The sequence below is a fragment of the Streptomyces ambofaciens ATCC 23877 genome (assembly GCF_001267885.1).
GTDB lineage: Bacteria > Actinomycetota > Actinomycetes > Streptomycetales > Streptomycetaceae > Streptomyces > Streptomyces ambofaciens.
Genome location: NZ_CP012382.1, coordinates 5266723 through 5284316 on the forward strand (window position 1 = coordinate 5266723; position 17594 = coordinate 5284316).

Below are 17594 nucleotides of genomic sequence, written 5' to 3' on the forward strand. Positions count from 1 at the left end.
GTGCGAACGCCCGCTTGCGAGCCCCCGGGCGGGCGCCGGGACGGCATGGCGGGCCAGGGTCCGAGCGGGCCGGTGTGATGAGCGGCACCACAGGTGCTGACCTGCGGTTCTCGCCTCCGCGGCGACGATCCGGCACCCGCTGTCAGTGGCCGCCGCTAGCCTCTCTGACGTGCCCGCCCATCTCACGGATCCCGAACAGCTCAAGGAGCTCCTCGGCATCCCCTTCACCCCGGAGCAGACGGCCTGCATCATCGCGCCGCCCGCCCCGCAGGTGATCGTCGCCGGCGCCGGGTCGGGCAAGACGACGGTGATGGCGGCGCGCGTGGTGTGGCTGGTCGGCACCGGCCAGGTCGCCCCCGAACAGGTCCTCGGCCTCACCTTCACCAACAAGGCGGCCGGTGAACTCGCCGAACGCGTACGCAAGGCGCTGATCAAGGCCGGCGTCACCGATCCGGACGTGATCGACCCGGACAATCCGCCGGGCGAACCGGTGATCTCCACGTACCACGCCTTCGCGGGCCGTCTCCTGACCGACCACGGGCTGCGCCTCGGGCTGGAGCCGACCTCCAGGCTGCTCGCCGACGCCACCCGCTACCAGCTCGCCGCGCGGGTCCTGCGCGAGGCTCCCGGCCCCTACCCGGCCCTCACCCGCTCCTTCGCCGACCTGGTCAGCGACCTCCTCGCCCTCGACTCAGAGCTCGCCGAGCACCTCGTACGCCCGGAGGAGCTGCGCGCCTGGGACGCCGGACTCCTGGAGTCCCTGCGGAGCGTCAAGCTCAGCAACGCCGACCTGCGCAAGGTCCCCGAGGCCGCCGCCGCGCGCCGGGAACTGGCCGAGCTGGTGATCCGCTACCGGGCCGCCAAACGCGAACGGGACCTGCTCGACTTCGGCGACCAGATCGCCCTGTCCGCACAGCTCGCCGGGCTCCCGGAGGTGGGCCGCGTGCTGCGCGACGAGTTCCGTGTCGTACTGCTCGACGAGTACCAGGACACCTCGGTGGCCCAGCGCGTCCTCCTGGCGGGCCTGTTCGGGGCCGGCACCGGCCACCCCGTGACCGCCGTGGGCGACCCCTGCCAGGCGATCTACGGCTGGCGCGGTGCCTCCGTCGCCAACCTCGACGACTTCCCCGAGCATTTCGCCCACGGTGACGGCCGCCCCGCCACCCGCCAGGCGCTCAGCCAGAACCGCCGCAGCGGCGGCCGCCTCCTCGACCTCGCCAACGACCTCGCCGAGCCCCTGCGCGCCATGCACGCGGGCGTCGAGGCCCTGCGCCCCGCCCCCGGCGTCGAACGCGACGGGACGGTCCGCTGCGCCCTGCTGCGCACCCACGCCGAGGAGATCGACTGGCTCGCCGACTCCGTCGCCCACCTCGTGCGCACCGGCAAGGCGCCCGGCGAGATCGCCGTGCTGTGCCGTACGGCGACCGACTTCGCCGGGATCCAGGGCGCGCTGGTCGCCCGCGACGTCCCCGTCGAGGTCGTGGGCCTCTCCGGTCTGCTGCACCTGCCCGAGGTGGCCGACCTGGTCGCCGTCTGCGAAGTCCTCCAGGACCCCGGCGCCAACGCCTCCCTGGTCCGCCTGCTCACCGGTCCCCGCTGGCGGATCGGGCCGCGCGACCTCGCCCTCCTCGGACGACGGGCCCGGCTGCTCGTCGCCCACGCGCGCGTGGACGGCGGCGACGACCCCGACCGGAGGCTCGCCGCGGCCGTCGAGGGGGTCGACCCGTCCGAGGTGATATCGCTCGCGGACGCCCTCGACACCTTCCTGGAGACGCCCCTGGACGGCACCGGGGACGACGACGGGCTGCCCTTCTCGTCGGACGCGCGGGTGCGGTTCGCACGGCTGGCCACCGAACTGCGCGACCTGCGCCGGGCCCTGTCCGACCCCCTCATGGACGTGCTGCACCGCGTCCTCGCCGTCACCGGCCTGGAGGTCGAGCTGTCGGCGTCCCCGCACGCCCTGGCAGCCCGCCGCCGCGAGACCCTGTCGAACTTCCTGGACGTCGCCGCCTCCTTCGCCGCGAGCGACGGCGAGGCCACCCTCCTCGCCTTTCTCGGCTTCCTGCGCACCGCCGCCCAGTACGAGAAGGGCCTCGACAACGCCCTGCCCGGCGGCGAGAACACCGTCAAGGTGCTTACCGCGCACAAGTCGAAGGGGCTGGAGTGGGACGTCGTCGCCGTGCCCGGTCTGGTCACCGGCACCTTCCCCAGCGGCCAGGGCCGCGAGAAGTGGACCGCCCAGGGCAAGGTCCTGCCGCACGGCCTGCGCGGTGACGCCGACACCCTGCCCGACGTGGCCTCCTGGGACTCGCGCGGTCTCAAGGCCTTCCACGAGGCGATGAAGGAACACCAGCACACCGAGGAGCTCCGCCTCGGCTACGTCACCTTCACCCGCCCCCGGTCCCTGCTGCTGGGCTCCGGCCACTGGTGGGGTCCCAGCCAGAAGAAGCCCCGCGGACCGTCCGCTTTCCTCACGGCCCTGTACGAACACTGCGCCTCCGGACACGGTGAGATCGAGGCCTGGGCGGACGAACCCGCCGAGGACGAGGAGAACCCGGCCCTGCACCGGGCGACCGCCGACCAGGCCTGGCCCCTGCCCCTGGACGACGCGGCCCTCGTCCGCCGCCGGGCCGCCGCCGAGACGGTCCTCGCCCACCTGGACGCCCTCACCTCCCAGCAGGACGGCGCCCCCGCGGTCACGCACGACCCCGACACCTACGACGACCCGGACTGGCCGCCACCCCCCGGCGACGACGAAGCACTCCAGCACGCGGAGGAACCGGTCTGGGCCGAAGACCCCACGGACTGGGACTCCTGGACCACGGACCGCCCCGCCTCACCGCCGGACGAGCCCGCCTCACCGCCGGACGAGCCCGCCTCACCGCCGGGCCGTGCCACCGCGCCGGGCGGCCCCGCCACCGCGCCGGGCGGCCCCGCCACCCCGCCGGACGGCCCCGCCACCCCGTCGGACGGCGCCGCCGCGGCGCCCGGCGACCCCACTGCGGCGCCCGGCGACCCCACTGCGGCGCCCGACGACCCCACCGCGGCGCCCGACAGCACCCCCGGCACCGCGGCTCGCCCCACCGTGCCGCCGCCGTCCGGACGCCCCGCCATCCCGCACCAGGCGGCCCCTCCCGGCGAGGCAGGCCGCGCCGGAACGCCCGGCGCCCACCCCCGGGCGCCGGAGCCCTCCGCTCCCGCCCGCCTCACGCCGGAGGAAGCCCGCACCGTCGCCTCCTGGGACCGCGACCTCGACGCGCTCACCGGTGAGCTCCTGCGCGCTCGCGAGAGCGTCACCGAGGTGCGTCTCCCGGCGTCGCTGACCGCCTCCCAGCTGATGGACCTGGCCGCCGACCCGGACGGCTTCGCGCAGGAGCTGGCCCGCCCCATGCCCCGCCCGCCCCAGCCGGCCGCCCGCCGCGGCACCCGCTTCCACGCCTGGGTCGAGGCCCGCTTCGAACCGCTGGAGCTCCCCCTGCTGGAACCCGAGGAGCTGCCCGGAAGCGAGGCCGAGATCGCCGACGAACGCGACCTGGAGTTCCTCAAGGACGCCTTCGAACGCACCGAGTACGCCCGCCGGACCCCCTATCGCGTCGAGGCCCCGTTCCAGCTCACGCTCGCCGGCCGCATCGTGCGAGGCCGCATGGACGCCGTCTACAAGGAGGGCGAAGGGGCGACGGCGAGGTACGAGATCGTCGACTGGAAGACCGGCCGTGCCGGTACCGCGGACCCCCTCCAGCTCGCGCTGTACCGCCTCGCCTGGGCCGAGCAGCAGCACGTACCGCTGGAGTCGGTGACGGCCGCCTTCCTGTTCGTACGCACGGGCGAGGTCGTCCGGCCCGGCGACCTGCCCGACCGCGCCGCGCTGGAGAACCTGCTGCTGGCCGACCCGGTCGGTGACGAACCGCACGATCGGGGTGTCCGTGCGGGCCGATAGGCTCGTGAGCATGAGCGAGACCCCGGACAGCGCTGTCCGTACGTACATCGAGCACCACCGCGCCGTCTTCCTCGACGACCTCGTCGAGTGGCTGCGCATCCCGTCCGTGTCGGCACAGCCCGAGCACACACCCGATGTACAGCGCAGCGCCGACTGGCTCGCCGCCAAGCTCGAGGAGACCGGCTTCCCGACCGTCGAGGTGTGGCCGACCCCGGGCGCACCCGCCGTGTTCGCGGAGTGGCCCTCCCACGACCCGCAGGCCCCGACGATCCTCGTCTACGGCCACCACGACGTGCAGCCCGCCGCCCGCGAGGACGGCTGGGACAGTGAGCCCTTCGAGCCCCTCGTCAGGGACGGCCGCCTCTACGCGCGCGGGGCGGCCGACGACAAGGGCCAGGTGTTCTTCCACACACTGGGCGTCCGCGCACACCTCGCCGCGACCGGCCGCACCGCCCCGGCGGTGAACCTGAAGCTGCTGATCGAGGGCGAGGAGGAGTCCGGCTCCCCGCACTTCCGCGCCCTGGTCGAGGAGCGCGCCGAGCGGCTGACCGCCGACGCGGTGATCGTCTCGGACACCGGCATGTGGTCCGAGGACACCCCCACGGTCTGCACCGGCATGCGCGGCCTCGCCGAGTGCGAGATCCGGCTGCACGGCCCCGACCAGGACGTCCACTCCGGCTCCTTCGGCGGCGCGGTCCCCAACCCGGCCACCGCCGTCGCCCGCCTCGTCGCCGCCCTGCACGACGAGCACGGACGCGTGGCGGTCCCGGGCTTCTACGACGGTGTCGTCGAACTCACCGCACGCGAACGCGCACTCTTCGCCGAGCTGCCCTTCGACGAGCGGCAGTGGCTGCGCACGGCCAAGTCGTACGCCGCCCACGGTGAGGCCGGGTACACCACTCTGGAGCGCGTCTGGGCCCGCCCCACCGCCGAGGTCAACGGCATCGGCGGCGGCTACCAGGGCCCGGGCAGCAAGACGATCATCCCCTCGTCCGCCATGGTGAAGCTCTCCTTCCGGCTGGTCGCGGGCCAGGACCCCGACCAGGTGGAGAAAGCCGTCCGCCACTGGATCGCCGAGCAGGTGCCGCCCGGCGTCCGCTGCGAGATCGACTTCGGATCCGCCACCCGCCCGTGCCTGACCCCGCTGGACCACCCGGCGCTGCGGTCCGTGGTCCGCGCCATGGGCCGGGCCTTCGAGAAACCCGTCCGCTTCACCCGCGAGGGCGGCTCCGGACCGGCCGCCGACCTTCAGGACGTCCTCGGCGCGCCCGTGCTCTTCCTGGGCATCTCCGTACCGTCCGACGGCTGGCACGCCCCGAACGAGAAGGTCGAGCTCGACCTGCTCCTGAAGGGCGTCGAGGCCTCCGCCCACCTGTGGGGCGACCTGGCGGAACACTGGCGCCACGCGCCCTGAGCGTCCTGCACGGTCCGCGTCCGGACCGGTGTCGCGGGCGCGGCACACTGGTAAGGCCGCCCGCACCGCCGAGCCCTCCCGGCCCCGGTCGCCACCCGCCGTACGAACCGCTGAACCGCCTGCCGAACCGAACCGCTCACCGGGGGAGTTGGAAGCACCCGTGACCACCTGGACCGACCACACAGCCGACCGTCCCATCTCGCTCACCGCCCCGAGCGGCATCGACCGCGCCGCCCACCACCGCCTCGACGAGGCCTGGCTCGCGGCGGCGTGGAGCCATCCTTCGACGCGCTGCTTCGTGGTCTCCGGCGGTCAGGCCCTCATCGACGAGACGCCCGACGGGCGGACCGAACTCGTCATGACCCCCTCCTTCGAAGCCCCGCTCACCGAGGCGCACCGCTACTTCCTGGGCACCGACGAGGAAGGCGTCAGCTACTTCGCCCTCCAGAAGGACTCCCTGCCCGGCCGCATGGACCAGTCCGCCCGCGCGGCGGGCCTGCGCGAGGCCGGGCTGCTCCTGTCGCCCCGGGACGCGGGACTCATGGCCCACGCGGTCGCCCTGGAGAACTGGCAGCGCCTGCACCGGTTCTGCTCCCGCTGCGGGGAACGGACCGTCATCGCCGCCGCCGGCCACATCCGGCGCTGCCCCGCCTGCGGCGCCGAGCACTACCCGCGTACCGACCCCGCCGTGATCATGGCGGTCACGGACGGCGAGGACCGCATCCTGCTGGGCCGCCAGATGCACTGGCCCGAGGGCCGCTTCTCGACGCTCGCGGGCTTCGTGGAGCCGGGCGAGTCCATCGAGCAGTCGGTGCGCCGCGAGGTGCATGAGGAGGTCGGCGTCACCGTCGGCCCCGTCGAGTACGTCGCCAGCCAGCCCTGGCCCTTCCCGTCCAGCCTGATGCTGGGCTTCATGGCCCACGCCACCTCGACCGAGATCAATGTCGACGGCGAAGAGATCCACGAGGCCCGCTGGTTCTCCCGCGACGAGCTGGGCGCCGCCTTCGAGTCCGGTGAGGTGCTCCCGCCCTACGGCATCTCGATCGCGGCCCGCCTGATCGAACTCTGGTACGGCAAGCCGCTGCCGACGCGCGGCACCTTCTGAGACCGGACGTCGTAGAGGGGCTCTCCCCGGCCGGGGAGAGCCCCTCTACGACGTCACCGGGAGAGCCCCTCTACGACGTCACGACGGTCCTGGTGAAGCGCTCACGCGCCGATCTTCTGCTTCACCTGCGCGAGCGACGGGTTCGTCAGCGTCGAGCCGTCCGGGAAGAGCACGGTCGGCACCGTCTGGTTTCCGCCGTTCGCCTTCTCCACGAACGCGGCGGACTCCGGGTCCTGCTCGATGTTGATCTCGTTGTACGCGATGCCCTCGCGGTCCATCTGGCCCTTCAGCCGACGGCAGTAGCCGCACCATGTGGTGCTGTACATCGTCACAGTGCCCGGCATGTGTTTCGCGCTCCTTCGGCGGCTCGGAAATGAGGTCGCACGGAGGGAACGTCCGAGGCGGCGCCACCATTCCCGGCACGTGACGCCTGTCGCACCGGTACGACTATCGGTGCGTGCCTGTGGACAACCGACTCACCTGTCTCCCACCGACCTGGCAGCATGGCGGTGTGACAGCAGCAACGCACTCCACCCTTTTCCCGCAGGTACCGGACTCGGCCGACGCGGTGCTCGATGGGCTCGACCCCGAGCAGCGCGAGGTGGCGACCGCCCTGCGCGGTCCGGTGTGCGTGCTGGCGGGCGCCGGGACCGGCAAGACCCGGGCGATCACCCACCGCATCGCCTACGGAGTGCGCGCCGGAATCCTCCAGCCGTCCAGCGTGCTCGCCGTCACCTTCACCAACCGCGCCGCCGGTGAGATGCGCGGCCGGCTGCGCCAGCTCGGTGCCGCGGGCGTGCAGGCCCGCACCTTTCACTCGGCGGCGCTGCGCCAGCTCCAGTACTTCTGGCCGAAAGCGATCGGTGGCTCCCTGCCCCGGCTCGTCGACCGCAAGATCCAGCTCGTCGCCGACGCGGCCGCCGCCTGCCGCATCCGCCTCGAACGGGGTGAGCTGCGCGACGTCACCGCCGAGATCGAGTGGTCCAAGGTCACCCAGACCGTCCCCGCCGACTACGCCCTCGCGGCGGCCAAGGCCGGCCGCGAGGCACCCCGCGACCCCGCCGAGATCGCCCAGCTCTACGCCGCCTACGAGGACCTCAAGCGCGGGCGCTCCGTCATCGACTTCGAGGACGTGCTGCTGCTCACCGTGGCCGTCCTCCAGGACCGGCACGACGTCGCCGAGCAGGTGCGCGCCCAGTACCAGCACTTCGTGGTCGACGAGTACCAGGACGTCAGTCCCCTCCAGCAGCGACTGCTGGAGCTGTGGCTCGGAGACCGCGACGATGTGTGTGTGGTCGGTGACGCCAGCCAGACGATCTATTCGTTCACGGGAGCAACCCCCGACCATCTGCTCGACTTCCGGAGCCGTCACCCCGGTGCCACCGTCGTCAAGCTGGTCCGCGACTACCGCTCCACCCCGCAGGTCGTGCACCTCGCCAATGGCCTTCTCTCCCAGGCCAGCGGCCGAGCCGCCGACCACCGCCTGGAGCTGGTCTCCCAGCGGCCCGCGGGCCCCGAGCCCGTCTACACCGAGTACGCCGACGAGCCGGCCGAGGCCGAGGGCGCGGCCCGCCGCATCCGGGAGCTTGTCGACGCGGGAGTTCCGGCTGCCGAGATCGCGGTGCTGTTCCGCACCAACAGCCAGTCCGAGACCTACGAACAGGCTCTCGCCGACGCCGGAGTCCCCTACCAGCTGCGGGGCGCCGAGCGCTTCTTCGACCGCCCGGAGGTGCGCAAAGCCGTCAGTTCCCTGCGGGCCGCCGCGCGCTTCGGCGGCAACGACTCCCTCCTCGACGACGTCGTCGACCTGCCCTCCCAGGTGCGTGCCGTGCTGTCCGGGGAGGGGTGGACCACGCAACCCCCGGCCGGGTCGGGCGCGGTCCGCGAGCGGTGGGAGTCGCTGGCCGCCCTGGTCGGTCTCGCCCAGGACTTCGCCGCCGCCGCGGCGGGCGCCACACTGAGCGACCTCGTCACCGAGCTCGACGAGCGGGCCGGCGCCCAGCACGCTCCGACGGTGCAGGGGGTCACCCTGGCCTCCCTGCACTCGGCCAAGGGACTGGAGTGGGACGTCGTCTTCCTGGTGGGTGTCGCCGAGGGCATGATGCCGATCACCTACGCAAAGACCGACGAGCAGATCGAGGAGGAGCGCCGCCTCCTCTATGTCGGCGTCACCCGCGCGCGTGAGCGCCTGCACCTCTCCTGGGCACTCGCGCGCTCGCCCGGCGGCCGGGCGAGCCGCCGGCCCAGCCGTTTCCTGAAAGGGCTGCGGCCCGGCTCAGGCGCGGCGACCGGGCGTACGGCCGCGGGCGGCCCCGGAGGTGTGGAACGCGGCGTCGGAAGCGGGGGCGCCGTGGCCGCCGCCGTTCCGAGACGGACCCAGCGGACCCCTGCCCGCTGCCGGGTCTGCGGGCGCACCCTCACCGATGCGGGCGAGTTGAAGCTGATGCGCTGCGAGGACTGCCCGTCCGACATGGACGAGGGCGTCTACGAGCGGCTGCGTGAGTGGCGCGCGCTCCAGGCGGAACGCAGTGGGCAGCCCGCGTTCTGCGTCTTCACCGACAAGACACTGATGGCCATCGCCGAGTCCGTCCCCGAGGGCGAGCGCGAGCTGGCACGGATCCCGGGAGTCGGGGCGCGCAAGCTCAACCGCTACGGAGCCGACGTCCTGGCCATCTGCGCAGGCCAGGACGGAGTGGGGCTTGACGACGACGACTGATGCGAACTCGTCGGAAAAATAGTTTGCGCATGCCTGGGGAATCCCCATAGGTTCTTGGTCACGGGAGCAGCGGCCTTCCCGGAGGCCCTGAATCCGTGCTGTACTTGCATATCCGCGGACTGGTTCATCCCAGTCCCCCGAGACGCCGAGAGGAGGCGAGTCCTGTGATCAGCATCAACTTCAGCTCCATCGTCAGCTCCACCGCCAAAATGACCGATCGCTCGGCCGTCTCCCTGTGCTCGCTCGGCGCCTCGAACCCGGGCACCGGTCTGTCCGGCATTCGCGCCGTGCGTCCGGCCTCCGCCTCCGTTGCCGCCGCGGACCTTCCCGTCCGTGAGCGCAATGAGCGACCGACCAAGGCACTGGAAGCAGCAGTAGCGGCACAGGCACATGCCTATGCCTTTACCGCGACCGGTGCCGGATTCCGGAAGCAGACGACGCAGCACCACCTGATGTGGGCCTTCCGTGGGCCAGAACCCTGGAGTGATCCAGCCTGATCGTCGATCAGGCCGGCGCCTTCAGGGCCGCGGAACCCCACCCGGGATCCGCGGCCCTTCTGTTTGTCCCCGAACGGGGACGGCAGCACGAAGGAGCCTCGGGACAAGAAAAGAACCCGGTACCAAGCCGCCAACCGGCCGACCGGCCGGCACGACCAGACGAGGAAGACCACCCGTGCAACTCGAAGCGCACGCCCCGTCCGTACCGCCTTCCGACACGATCCCCAAGCCCGTCCCCACGGAGGACCCCGCCTTGACCCCGCTCACCGCGCTCACCGCGCTCGACGACGCCATCGAGAACCTGGGCGTGCCCGTCCCGTGCCGCTCCTACGACCCGGAGGTCTTCTTCGCCGAGTCGCCGGCCGACGTGGAGTACGCCAAGTCCCTCTGCCGCACCTGCCCGCTGATCGAGGCCTGCCTCGCCGGTGCCAAGGAGCGGCGTGAGCCCTGGGGCGTCTGGGGTGGCGAGCTGTTCGTCCAGGGTGTCGTCGTTGCCCGGAAGCGGCCCCGTGGTCGCCCGCGCAAGAACCCGGTCACCGCATGAACACCACAGGAACGATCGACCGTCCCCTCACGAACGACCCCAAGAAGCAGGCCCCGATGAAGCCGTCCACCCACGACATCGCAGGCACCACGCCTGAAGACTTCACCACCAGCGGCGCGAAGGACTCGCGTCAGAACAGGACCCGAGAGATGCAACTCATCCCAGAAGCCCTGGCTCGTGCGCATATGCACGACCGCCTGCAGCAGGCCGAGCAGGAACGCCGGGCGCTGCGCCTGGCGACCGCTCGCCGGATGCAGCGCCGGGCCGAGCGCGCCTCGATGCGCGCCCGGCGCGCACTCGCCATGGCGGTCATGCAGTAACCGACCACCCGTAGCGGTGGCCTCCCGGCTCGGGAGGCGAGCTCTTCCCCGTGGGGGCCGGTCCGTCCGAACGGACCGGCCCCCACGGCGCGCTCAGCGCCGGAGGCTCACGCCTCCGCTGCCGTCCCGTCCACGTCGTACACGCCCCCTGCGTCCTCGTCCTCGGGGCGGAACCCTACGAGCCACTCCTCCAGCTCATCGCGCAGCCGCACCGTCGCCCCCAGCTGGCACAGCACACCGATGGTGCTCAAGGTCACCCGGTGGATCAGGAGGTAGGCGGGCGGCAGATTGAGCTGCTTGGCCAACTGGTACGCGGGGGAGCGCGGGTCGCCGATCCGGGCCGCCTGGCTCCGCATCCAGCTGCGGGTGAACGTGAACTCGTCCACACGTGCCGGTTCGATGATCGGCAGAAGGTAGTCGAGGACCGCGTCGGGCTCCAGCTCTATCGACTCCTTGACGAAGCCCTCCGCGCAGAGCATCTCGTAGACGGCGTCGGCCTCGCCGTCCAGGGTCATCCGCAGGGCCGCCCCGATGGGTTCGGGCAGACCGCCCGGGAGGCGGTCGACCGTGCCGAAGTCGAGGACGCCGAGGCGCCAGTCGTCCTCGCCGTCCGGCCCGCCGGGGAGCAGCCGGAAGTTTCCGGGGTGCGGGTCGGCGTGCAGCAGCCCGGTGCGTGCCGGACCCGAGAAGAGGAAGTGGGCCAGCAACTGCCCGGCCCGGTCGCGCTGCTGCGGCGTACCTCCCGCGATGATCTCGGACAGGGGGATGCCGTCGATCCACTCGGTGACCAGTACCTGCTCGCACTGGTGGACGACGTCCGGGACGACGATGTCCGGGTCGTCCGCGAACTCCTCGGCGTGCGTCCGTTGGGCCTGTGCCTCCAGGTCGTAGTCCAGCTCCTCCGAGACGCGGTCCTTGAGCTCCGTGATCAGCGGCTTGATGTCCATGCCGGGGACCAGCGGGCCCAGCAGGCGGGCGAAGCGGCTGAGCTGGTTCAGGTCGGACAGCAGGGCCTCGCCGGCCCCCGGGTACTGCACCTTGACCGCCACCTCGCGGCCGTCGTGCCACACCGCCTTGTGCACCTGACCGATCGAGGCGGCCGCGGCCGGCTTGTCCTCGAACTCCAGGAACAGGTCGGGCCAGTCCTCGCCGAGCCGCTCCGCGAGCACACCGTGCACCGTGCGCGTCGGCATCGGCGGTGCCGCTTCCTGCAGCTTGGTCAGCGCCGCCCGGTAGGGGCCGGCGACCTCCTCGGGCAGCGCCGACTCGAAGACGGACAGGGCCTGCCCGAACTTCATCGCCCCGCCCTTGAGCTCGCCCAGCACCTTGAACAACTGCTCCGCGGTGCGCTGCTGCAACTGTTGGCCGACGATCTCCGCGGACTCGCCCACGATTCGCTTGCCGAGCCCCCAGGTGGCCCGCCCGGCGAAGCCGAGCGGGAGCGCGGCGAGCTTGGCGGTCCGGGTGACCGCCTTGCGCGGAAGATCAGACATGCGCCCTCCAAGTCACAGCCGGCCGCGCCGGTACTGCCTTACGGCGTACTCCCGCTGACGGCCCTTGCCCAGCCATTGTCGCGCGCCGCTCCCCGTACTCGGAGGTGTGTTCCTGCCCACCTTTTCCGGCGGCACCGCACGGACACGCCGGATGCGCCGGGACCGGGCGCGTGTGCCACCGCAGACCGGGCAGCGAGACCTCCCACCGCGCGCCCGCGCTGGAGGGCGTCCGGCCGTCCAGGAAGGCGAGCGCGTGGGCCGCGGCCAGCCCGGCGACCGTCGTGGCGAGGGTGAGGTCACAGGGCCGCACCCGGAGCCGGGTGCCGGAGCGCCACTGTGCGACCAGGCGGGGCCAGACCGGGTCCCGGTCGGTGCGGTCCGCGTGCAGGCAGCCCGCGCAGCCCGTCTCACCGGGCAGCACGAGGGGGCCGACGATGCCGGTCCCCTCCACGACTCCCGCGTACAGATGGGGCGTACCGGAGGCCATGAGGGACTCCGCCGTGGCGGGGTCGGGGGCGTGTACCGCGACATCGTCGCGCGGGGCGACGACCACCAGGGAGAATCCCGGAGCGGCCTCCCCGGACGGAGAGGCGGGACCGCCACGCGGCGGTCGGTCGGGGGCGGCGCGGCGGACCACACGGCGGGCCGTCTCGTCCCGGCGGTCGCCGACGGACTCGGCGGGAAGCCCGCCCGGGGTGACGTCCCACGGCTCCACGCATCCGCCGTCGAGCACGTCGACCCCGCCGACTCCGGCACCGGACAACAGGGCGGACAGCACCGCGCCCACCCGTCCCGCTCCCATGACCCGCACCCGGAGGGATCGCCGGGCCGCGAGGTGCCGGATCGCGTCACCCGGTTCGGAGGTGGTCAGGGACAGCGAGGCCAGGTCGGGGCGGAGCCGGTCGAGGACCTCCTTCTTCTCCCGCAGGGCGTCGGCGTCCGGCCCGCCGCCTCGGGAGTCGTCGAGGAGCCCGGCCCGGCCCAGCCGGTCCAGCACCCGGTCGACGTGCCCGTCCGGCAGGTCCATGCGGCGGCCCTCCTCGCGCAGGAGCTCTGGCCCGCGGGTGCCGTTGAGCAGTTCGAGGAAGCTGCCCGTCGCGGTGTCCACCGGGCCCAGCATCAGCGCGTGCGCCGGCGTCATCCCGAACTGCACGGTGTTCAGATCGCGCCAGCCGCGCCTGAGCGCGGGTTTCACCATCGGATGCATGCCAGCTCCTCCCCCGTGGATCGTCGTAGACGGTCGAGCTCACCGCTGACCCGGCGATGGCCGGACACGTACCGGTTTGTCGGATCAGCCGTGAATCCGTCGACGAGTGCCAGCATGCCCGGATCCGTGACCGGGCGTCGAAAGTTGTCCACAGCCAGTGGGTATTCGTCGTACAAACCCAGTCGTAGAAACCCAGTCGTACAAATCAGTCGTGCACCTCACGGGAGAGCCGCGGATCGGCGCCGTGCGCTCCCGGAGCCGGGACTTCCCCGTGTGCAGCGGGTAACGTCGTGGCGTGTCCGCCGACCCACTGCACCGCGCCGGGGCGTCCCAGCGCACACCGACGAATCCGCCGCCGGACGGCTCGGCGACGAGCGCGATCGAAGTCCGCAGGAGCACCCGGCGACGCCGGACGGTCTCCGCGTACCGCGAGGGCGACCGCACCGTCGTGCTGATCCCCGCCCGCATGTCCGAGGCGGAGGAGCGGCGCTGGGTGAGCGTCATGCTGGACAAGCTGGCCGCCCAGGAGAGCAAGCGCGTCCTCGGCGACACCGAGCTGGCCGAGCGCGCGGAGCGGCTGTCGGGCCAGTACTTCGAGGGGCGGGCCCGGCCCGCCTCGGTGCGCTGGGTCACCAACCAGAACACGCGCTGGGGCTCGTGCACGCCGTCCGAGGGAAGCATCCGGCTGTCGCACCGCCTGCAGGGCATGCCCGAGTACGTCGTCGACTACGTCCTTCTCCACGAGCTGGCGCATCTGCTCGTCCCCGGGCACGGGCCGCGTTTCTGGCGGCTGCTGGAGGCGTATCCGCGGACCGAACGGGCCCGGGGCTACCTCGAGGGCGTGGTCGCCGCCGACCGTCTGCCGCACGTGCCCGGCGCCCGCAACGAATAGCGCGCGTCCTCGAGGCGTGCCCCGCCGGGGTGTCCGACACGGTCCTGCACGGCTCGACACGGCCCGGCACGTGTTCTGTACCGGGTCTGTACCGACGCCTTCCGGTGTCCGGGACAGCCGTTAGCCTGGCGCGACGCACTTACATTCGGATGGGGGACGGTCGTAACGCATGGCCAGGGAATTCCAACGCGGCCACAAGGCCAGGATCAGTGACCTCACCGCGGGCACGGATCTGTACGTAGGCGTGCAGATCTCCGGCCCCGGGCTGAGCTTCGACATCAGCTGCTTCGGTCTCGACGCCGAGGAGCGGCTGTCGGACGACCGGTACTTCGTGTTCTTCAACCAGCCGAAGACCCCCGAGGAATCCATCCAGCTCCTGGGTGCGCAGGCGGGGGACACGGAGTCGTTCCGGGTCACCCTCGACCGGATCCCGCCGCAGATCCAGAAGCTGTCCTTCACGGCGACGATCGACGGCGCCGGGCAGATGTCCCAGGTCTCCTCCGGATACGTCCGGATCGTCGCGGGCGGCGAGGAGGTGGCCCGGTACCCGTTCAGCGGCTCGGAGTTCTCCACCGAGCGCGCCGTGATGCTGGGCGACTTCTACCTGAAGGACGTGTGGCGTTTCGCCGCCGTCGGCCAGGGCTTCGACGGCGGGCTGGACGCGCTGCTGAGGAACTTCGGCGGCGAGGTGGCCGAGGAGGAGGCACCCGCACCGCAGCAGGCGCAGCAGGCGCAGGCCGGCGCGGTCCCGGGCTTCGCCCCGCCCGCCCAGGCCGCGGCGCCTCCGGCGTTCGGTGCTCCCGCCGCACCTGCGGCCGTGTCCGCACCCGCGCCGTCCCCTGCCCCCGTACCGCAGTCGGCGCCGCAGCCCGCCGCGCAGGGCTTCGCCCCAACGCCGGGCGCCACCCCACCCCCGGCCCCCGCGTCCGGTCCGGACGTGCACGCCGCGCAGACCATCGTCGCCCCCATGAACACCCCGCCGGGCGGCTCCCCGGTGGCGGCCCCGGCTCCGCCGCCGGGTTACGGCCAGCCGGGCCTGCCCGGTCAGCAGCAGTCGCCGTACGGTCAGGTCCCCGGCCAGACCGCCCCGCCGCCTCCCGGCTACGGCCAGCCGCAGACCCCCCAGGCCCCACCCCCGCCGCCCGGGTACGGCCAGCCGACCCCGCCCCCTGGCTACGGCCAGCAGGCTCCCTACGGAGCCCCGCCCGGCATGCCGCAGGGCGCCCCGCACGGCGCCGTGCCCCAAGGCGCACCGCAGGGAATCCCGCAAGGCGCACCGCAGGGCGCCGGTGTGACGGCCGCGCTCCAGCAGTTCCGTGAGACGGCGACCGGGCAGCGCTGGACGCAGCAGAACAAGAAGCTGGTCCGCGTCGACCTCGGCGCCGAAGGCCAGCCCGTACTGGCCCGGCAGGGCAGCATGGTGCTCTACCAGGGCAAGGTCGACTTCAGTTACAAGGGCGCCGGATTCGCCGGCCGGGTCGTGGGCAACGCCACGGGCCAGGAGATGCAGCTGATGCGCTGCACCGGCAAGGGACAGGTGTTCCTCGCCGACAACTCCGCGATGCTGCACCCCATCGAGCTCCAGGGCGACGCCATCTGCGTCTCCGCGGAGAACGTCCTCGCCTTCGACGAGAGCCTCCAGTACGAGGTCCGCCGCATCGAGGGGCACGGCATTCCCGGGGGCGCGCTGTTCACGATGCAGTTCCAGGGGACCGGCACGATCGTGGTCAAGACGCACGGCGTGCCCGTGGTGCTGCCCGTCACGCCCACCACGTTCGCCGACTGCAACGCGGTCGTCGCCTGGTCCGCCGCGGCCCAGGTGGTCGTCTCCAGCCAGGTGCGGATGCGCCGCAACTCCTACGCGGGTGACACCGGCGAGAGCGTCAACCTGCAGTTCCGGGCGGCGCCCGGCAACTTCGTCGTCGTCCAGCCGTACGAGATCTGAGGGAGAGCCCGACATGAACCAGCCGCTCGCGGGCTACGCTCCCGCACCGGTCACCGCCCGTATGGAGAACCACGGCAACCACATGCTGAAGGTCGCCATGCAGACCGGACACGACCTCCTCGCGCGCGTGGGCTCGATGGTCGCGTACGAGGGCTTCGTCCAGTACGAGCCCAATCCGCCGGCCGTCCGCCAGATCGCCCGCGACTGGGCCACCGGTGAGGGCGCGCCCCTGATGAAGTGCTCCGGCGACGGCCTGCTCTACCTCGCCGACTACGGCGCGAACGTCGTCGTCATCAACCTCAACGGCGACGGGATCTCCGTCAACGCCACCAACCTGCTCGCCTTCGACGCCCACCTGACGTGGGGTGTCGAGCGGGTCAAGGGGCTGGCGAAGTTCGCCGGCCAGGGCCTGTGGAACACCAAGATCTCCGGCCAGGGCTGGGTGGCGCTCACCTCCCGGGGCAAGCCGATCGTGGTCGACTGCGGTGGCGGTGAGGACGAGACGTACGTCGACCCGGACGCGCTCGTCGCCTGGTCCCCGAACCTCAAGGTGAAGGGCAAGCGCAGTTTCAAGGCGCAGTCGCTGATCGGCCGCGGCAGCGGCGAGGCCTACCAGATGGCCTTCTCCGGTCAGGGGATCGTCGTCGTCCAGCCCAGCGAGGACAGCACCGACCGCCTCCGGGTCCGGGGCTGAGGGGGAGCGAGAAACACCATGCAGAGCCCGCTTTTCGCCTACAACGACCAGCAGACCCAGGAAGCCTGGAGCCTGCAGAACAAGCACATGCTCCGCGTCGCCCTGGAGGGCCACGACGACGTACTCGCCCGCAAGGGCACGATGGTCGCCTACCAGGGCCTCGTCGAGTTCGACGCCGAGTACCAGAGCAACAACCAGTCGCGCGCGCGTGCGCACACGGGTGAGGGCCTGGACCTGATGCGCTGCCACGGGCAGGGCACGGTCTTCTTCGCCAACCTCGCCCAGTGCATCCACGTGATGGACGTCGAGCAGGACGGGCTCACCGTCGACAGCAGCTACGTGCTGGCGATGGACTCGTCCCTGCACCACGAGGTCATCGCGGTCGACAGCCTGTACGGCATCTCCGGCTCGGGGAAGTACCAGCTCAACATCACCGGCCGGGGGAGGGTCGCCCTGATGACCTCGGGTGCCCCCCTGCTCATGCAGGTGACGCCCGACAAGTACGTCAACTGCGACGCGGACGCGATCGTCGCCTGGTCCACGGGTCTGCGTGTGCAGATGCAGGCCCAGACGCACTCGTCCGGGGTGTGGCGGCGCCGGGGCAGTACCGGTGAGGGCTGGGAGCTGAACTTCATGGGCAGCGGCTTCGCGCTCGTCCAGCCCAGCGAGCTGCTGCCGCCGCAGAACGCGCAGATCGGCTCGGGCCTGTCCGCGCAGTACGGCATGGGCCAGCAGGGAGCCCGCGGCCAGAACCAGGGCAACGTCTGGAGCTGAGCGCGGCGCGGACCGGTAGGCCGGCCGGTAAGGGGTGATCGTCTGGCGGTCACCCC

14 protein-coding genes are annotated in these 17594 nt (G+C 72.3%); 11 read left to right on the forward strand and 3 right to left on the reverse strand.

Annotated elements, in window-relative coordinates:
• Positions 1 to 169: 169 nt before the first annotated feature.
• The 3 genes from SAM23877_RS23555 to nudC all read left to right on the forward strand — a co-directional run bounded on the left by SAM23877_RS23555 (position 170) and on the right by nudC (position 6456).
• Positions 170 to 3937 carry an ATP-dependent DNA helicase gene (locus tag SAM23877_RS23555; protein ID WP_053136768.1) on the forward strand — a complete coding sequence of 1256 codons (3768 nt, stop codon included), beginning with the start codon at positions 170 to 172 and terminating at the stop codon, positions 3935 to 3937.
• A 10-nt stretch (positions 3938 to 3947) separates the two neighbouring features.
• Positions 3948 to 5351, forward strand: a complete 1404-nt coding sequence (locus tag SAM23877_RS23560) for a dipeptidase (RefSeq protein WP_053142800.1) — start codon at positions 3948 to 3950, stop codon at positions 5349 to 5351.
• A gap of 160 nt (positions 5352 to 5511) precedes the next feature.
• Positions 5512 to 6456 (forward strand): NAD(+) diphosphatase, encoded by a 945-nt coding sequence (gene nudC, locus SAM23877_RS23565; protein ID WP_053136771.1) that lies wholly within the window; start codon positions 5512 to 5514, stop codon positions 6454 to 6456.
• Positions 6457 to 6557: 101 nt separating this feature from the next.
• Here nudC and SAM23877_RS23570 read toward each other — a convergent pair whose 3' ends face one another.
• The gene (locus tag SAM23877_RS23570; protein ID WP_053136774.1) at positions 6558 to 6800 is read right to left on the reverse strand and encodes a mycoredoxin; all 243 of its coding nucleotides are present in this window, start codon (positions 6798 to 6800) and stop codon (positions 6558 to 6560) included.
• 167 nt (positions 6801 to 6967) lie between these two features.
• Between SAM23877_RS23570 and SAM23877_RS23575 the strand changes: the two genes are divergently transcribed.
• From SAM23877_RS23575 to SAM23877_RS23585, 4 genes are all read left to right on the forward strand, one after another.
• Positions 6968 to 9172: an ATP-dependent DNA helicase UvrD2 gene (locus SAM23877_RS23575; RefSeq protein ID WP_079030390.1), complete on the forward strand. Its 2205-nt coding sequence runs from the start codon at positions 6968 to 6970 to the stop codon at positions 9170 to 9172.
• A gap of 164 nt (positions 9173 to 9336) precedes the next feature.
• A complete protein-coding gene (locus SAM23877_RS37785; RefSeq protein ID WP_162492124.1) occupies positions 9337 to 9669 on the forward strand; it encodes a hypothetical protein in 333 nt (110 codons plus the stop codon).
• Between the two features lie 175 nt (positions 9670 to 9844).
• Entirely contained in the window at positions 9845 to 10213 is a 369-nt protein-coding gene (locus SAM23877_RS23580; protein ID WP_053136779.1) for a WhiB family transcriptional regulator, read from the forward strand.
• Complete coding sequence (locus SAM23877_RS23585; RefSeq protein ID WP_053136782.1) at positions 10210 to 10533, forward strand: hypothetical protein; 324 nt, start codon at positions 10210 to 10212, stop codon at positions 10531 to 10533. Before SAM23877_RS23580 ends, SAM23877_RS23585 begins: the two co-directional genes overlap by 4 nt.
• 107 nt (positions 10534 to 10640) lie before the next feature.
• On the opposite strand, the gene SAM23877_RS23590 is transcribed toward SAM23877_RS23585, so the two are convergent.
• Both SAM23877_RS23590 and SAM23877_RS23595 read right to left on the reverse strand, forming a co-directional pair.
• Positions 10641 to 12026, reverse strand: coding sequence for an ABC1 kinase family protein (locus SAM23877_RS23590; RefSeq protein ID WP_053136785.1), 1386 nt, complete (start codon positions 12024 to 12026; stop codon positions 10641 to 10643).
• Complete coding sequence (locus tag SAM23877_RS23595; protein WP_053136788.1) at positions 12019 to 13233, reverse strand: TOMM precursor leader peptide-binding protein; 1215 nt, start codon at positions 13231 to 13233, stop codon at positions 12019 to 12021. The genes SAM23877_RS23590 and SAM23877_RS23595 overlap by 8 nt, the downstream gene beginning before the upstream one ends.
• Before the next feature lie 295 nt (positions 13234 to 13528).
• On the opposite strand from SAM23877_RS23595, the gene SAM23877_RS23600 reads away from it, so the two are divergent.
• The 4 genes from SAM23877_RS23600 to SAM23877_RS23615 all read left to right on the forward strand — a co-directional run bounded on the left by SAM23877_RS23600 (position 13529) and on the right by SAM23877_RS23615 (position 17538).
• On the forward strand, positions 13529 to 14125 hold the full coding sequence (locus SAM23877_RS23600; RefSeq protein ID WP_053136791.1) for a M48 metallopeptidase family protein: 597 nt from the start codon (positions 13529 to 13531) through the stop codon (positions 14123 to 14125).
• A 169-nt stretch (positions 14126 to 14294) separates the two neighbouring features.
• Complete coding sequence (locus SAM23877_RS23605; RefSeq protein WP_053136794.1) at positions 14295 to 16070, forward strand: TerD family protein; 1776 nt, start codon at positions 14295 to 14297, stop codon at positions 16068 to 16070.
• Positions 16071 to 16083: 13 nt separating this feature from the next.
• The gene (locus tag SAM23877_RS23610) at positions 16084 to 16764 is read left to right on the forward strand and encodes an AIM24 family protein (protein ID WP_053136797.1); all 681 of its coding nucleotides are present in this window, start codon (positions 16084 to 16086) and stop codon (positions 16762 to 16764) included.
• Positions 16765 to 16782: 18 nt separating this feature from the next.
• A complete protein-coding gene (locus tag SAM23877_RS23615) occupies positions 16783 to 17538 on the forward strand; it encodes an AIM24 family protein (protein WP_053136800.1) in 756 nt (251 codons plus the stop codon).
• The last annotated feature ends 56 nt before the right edge of the window (positions 17539 to 17594 follow it).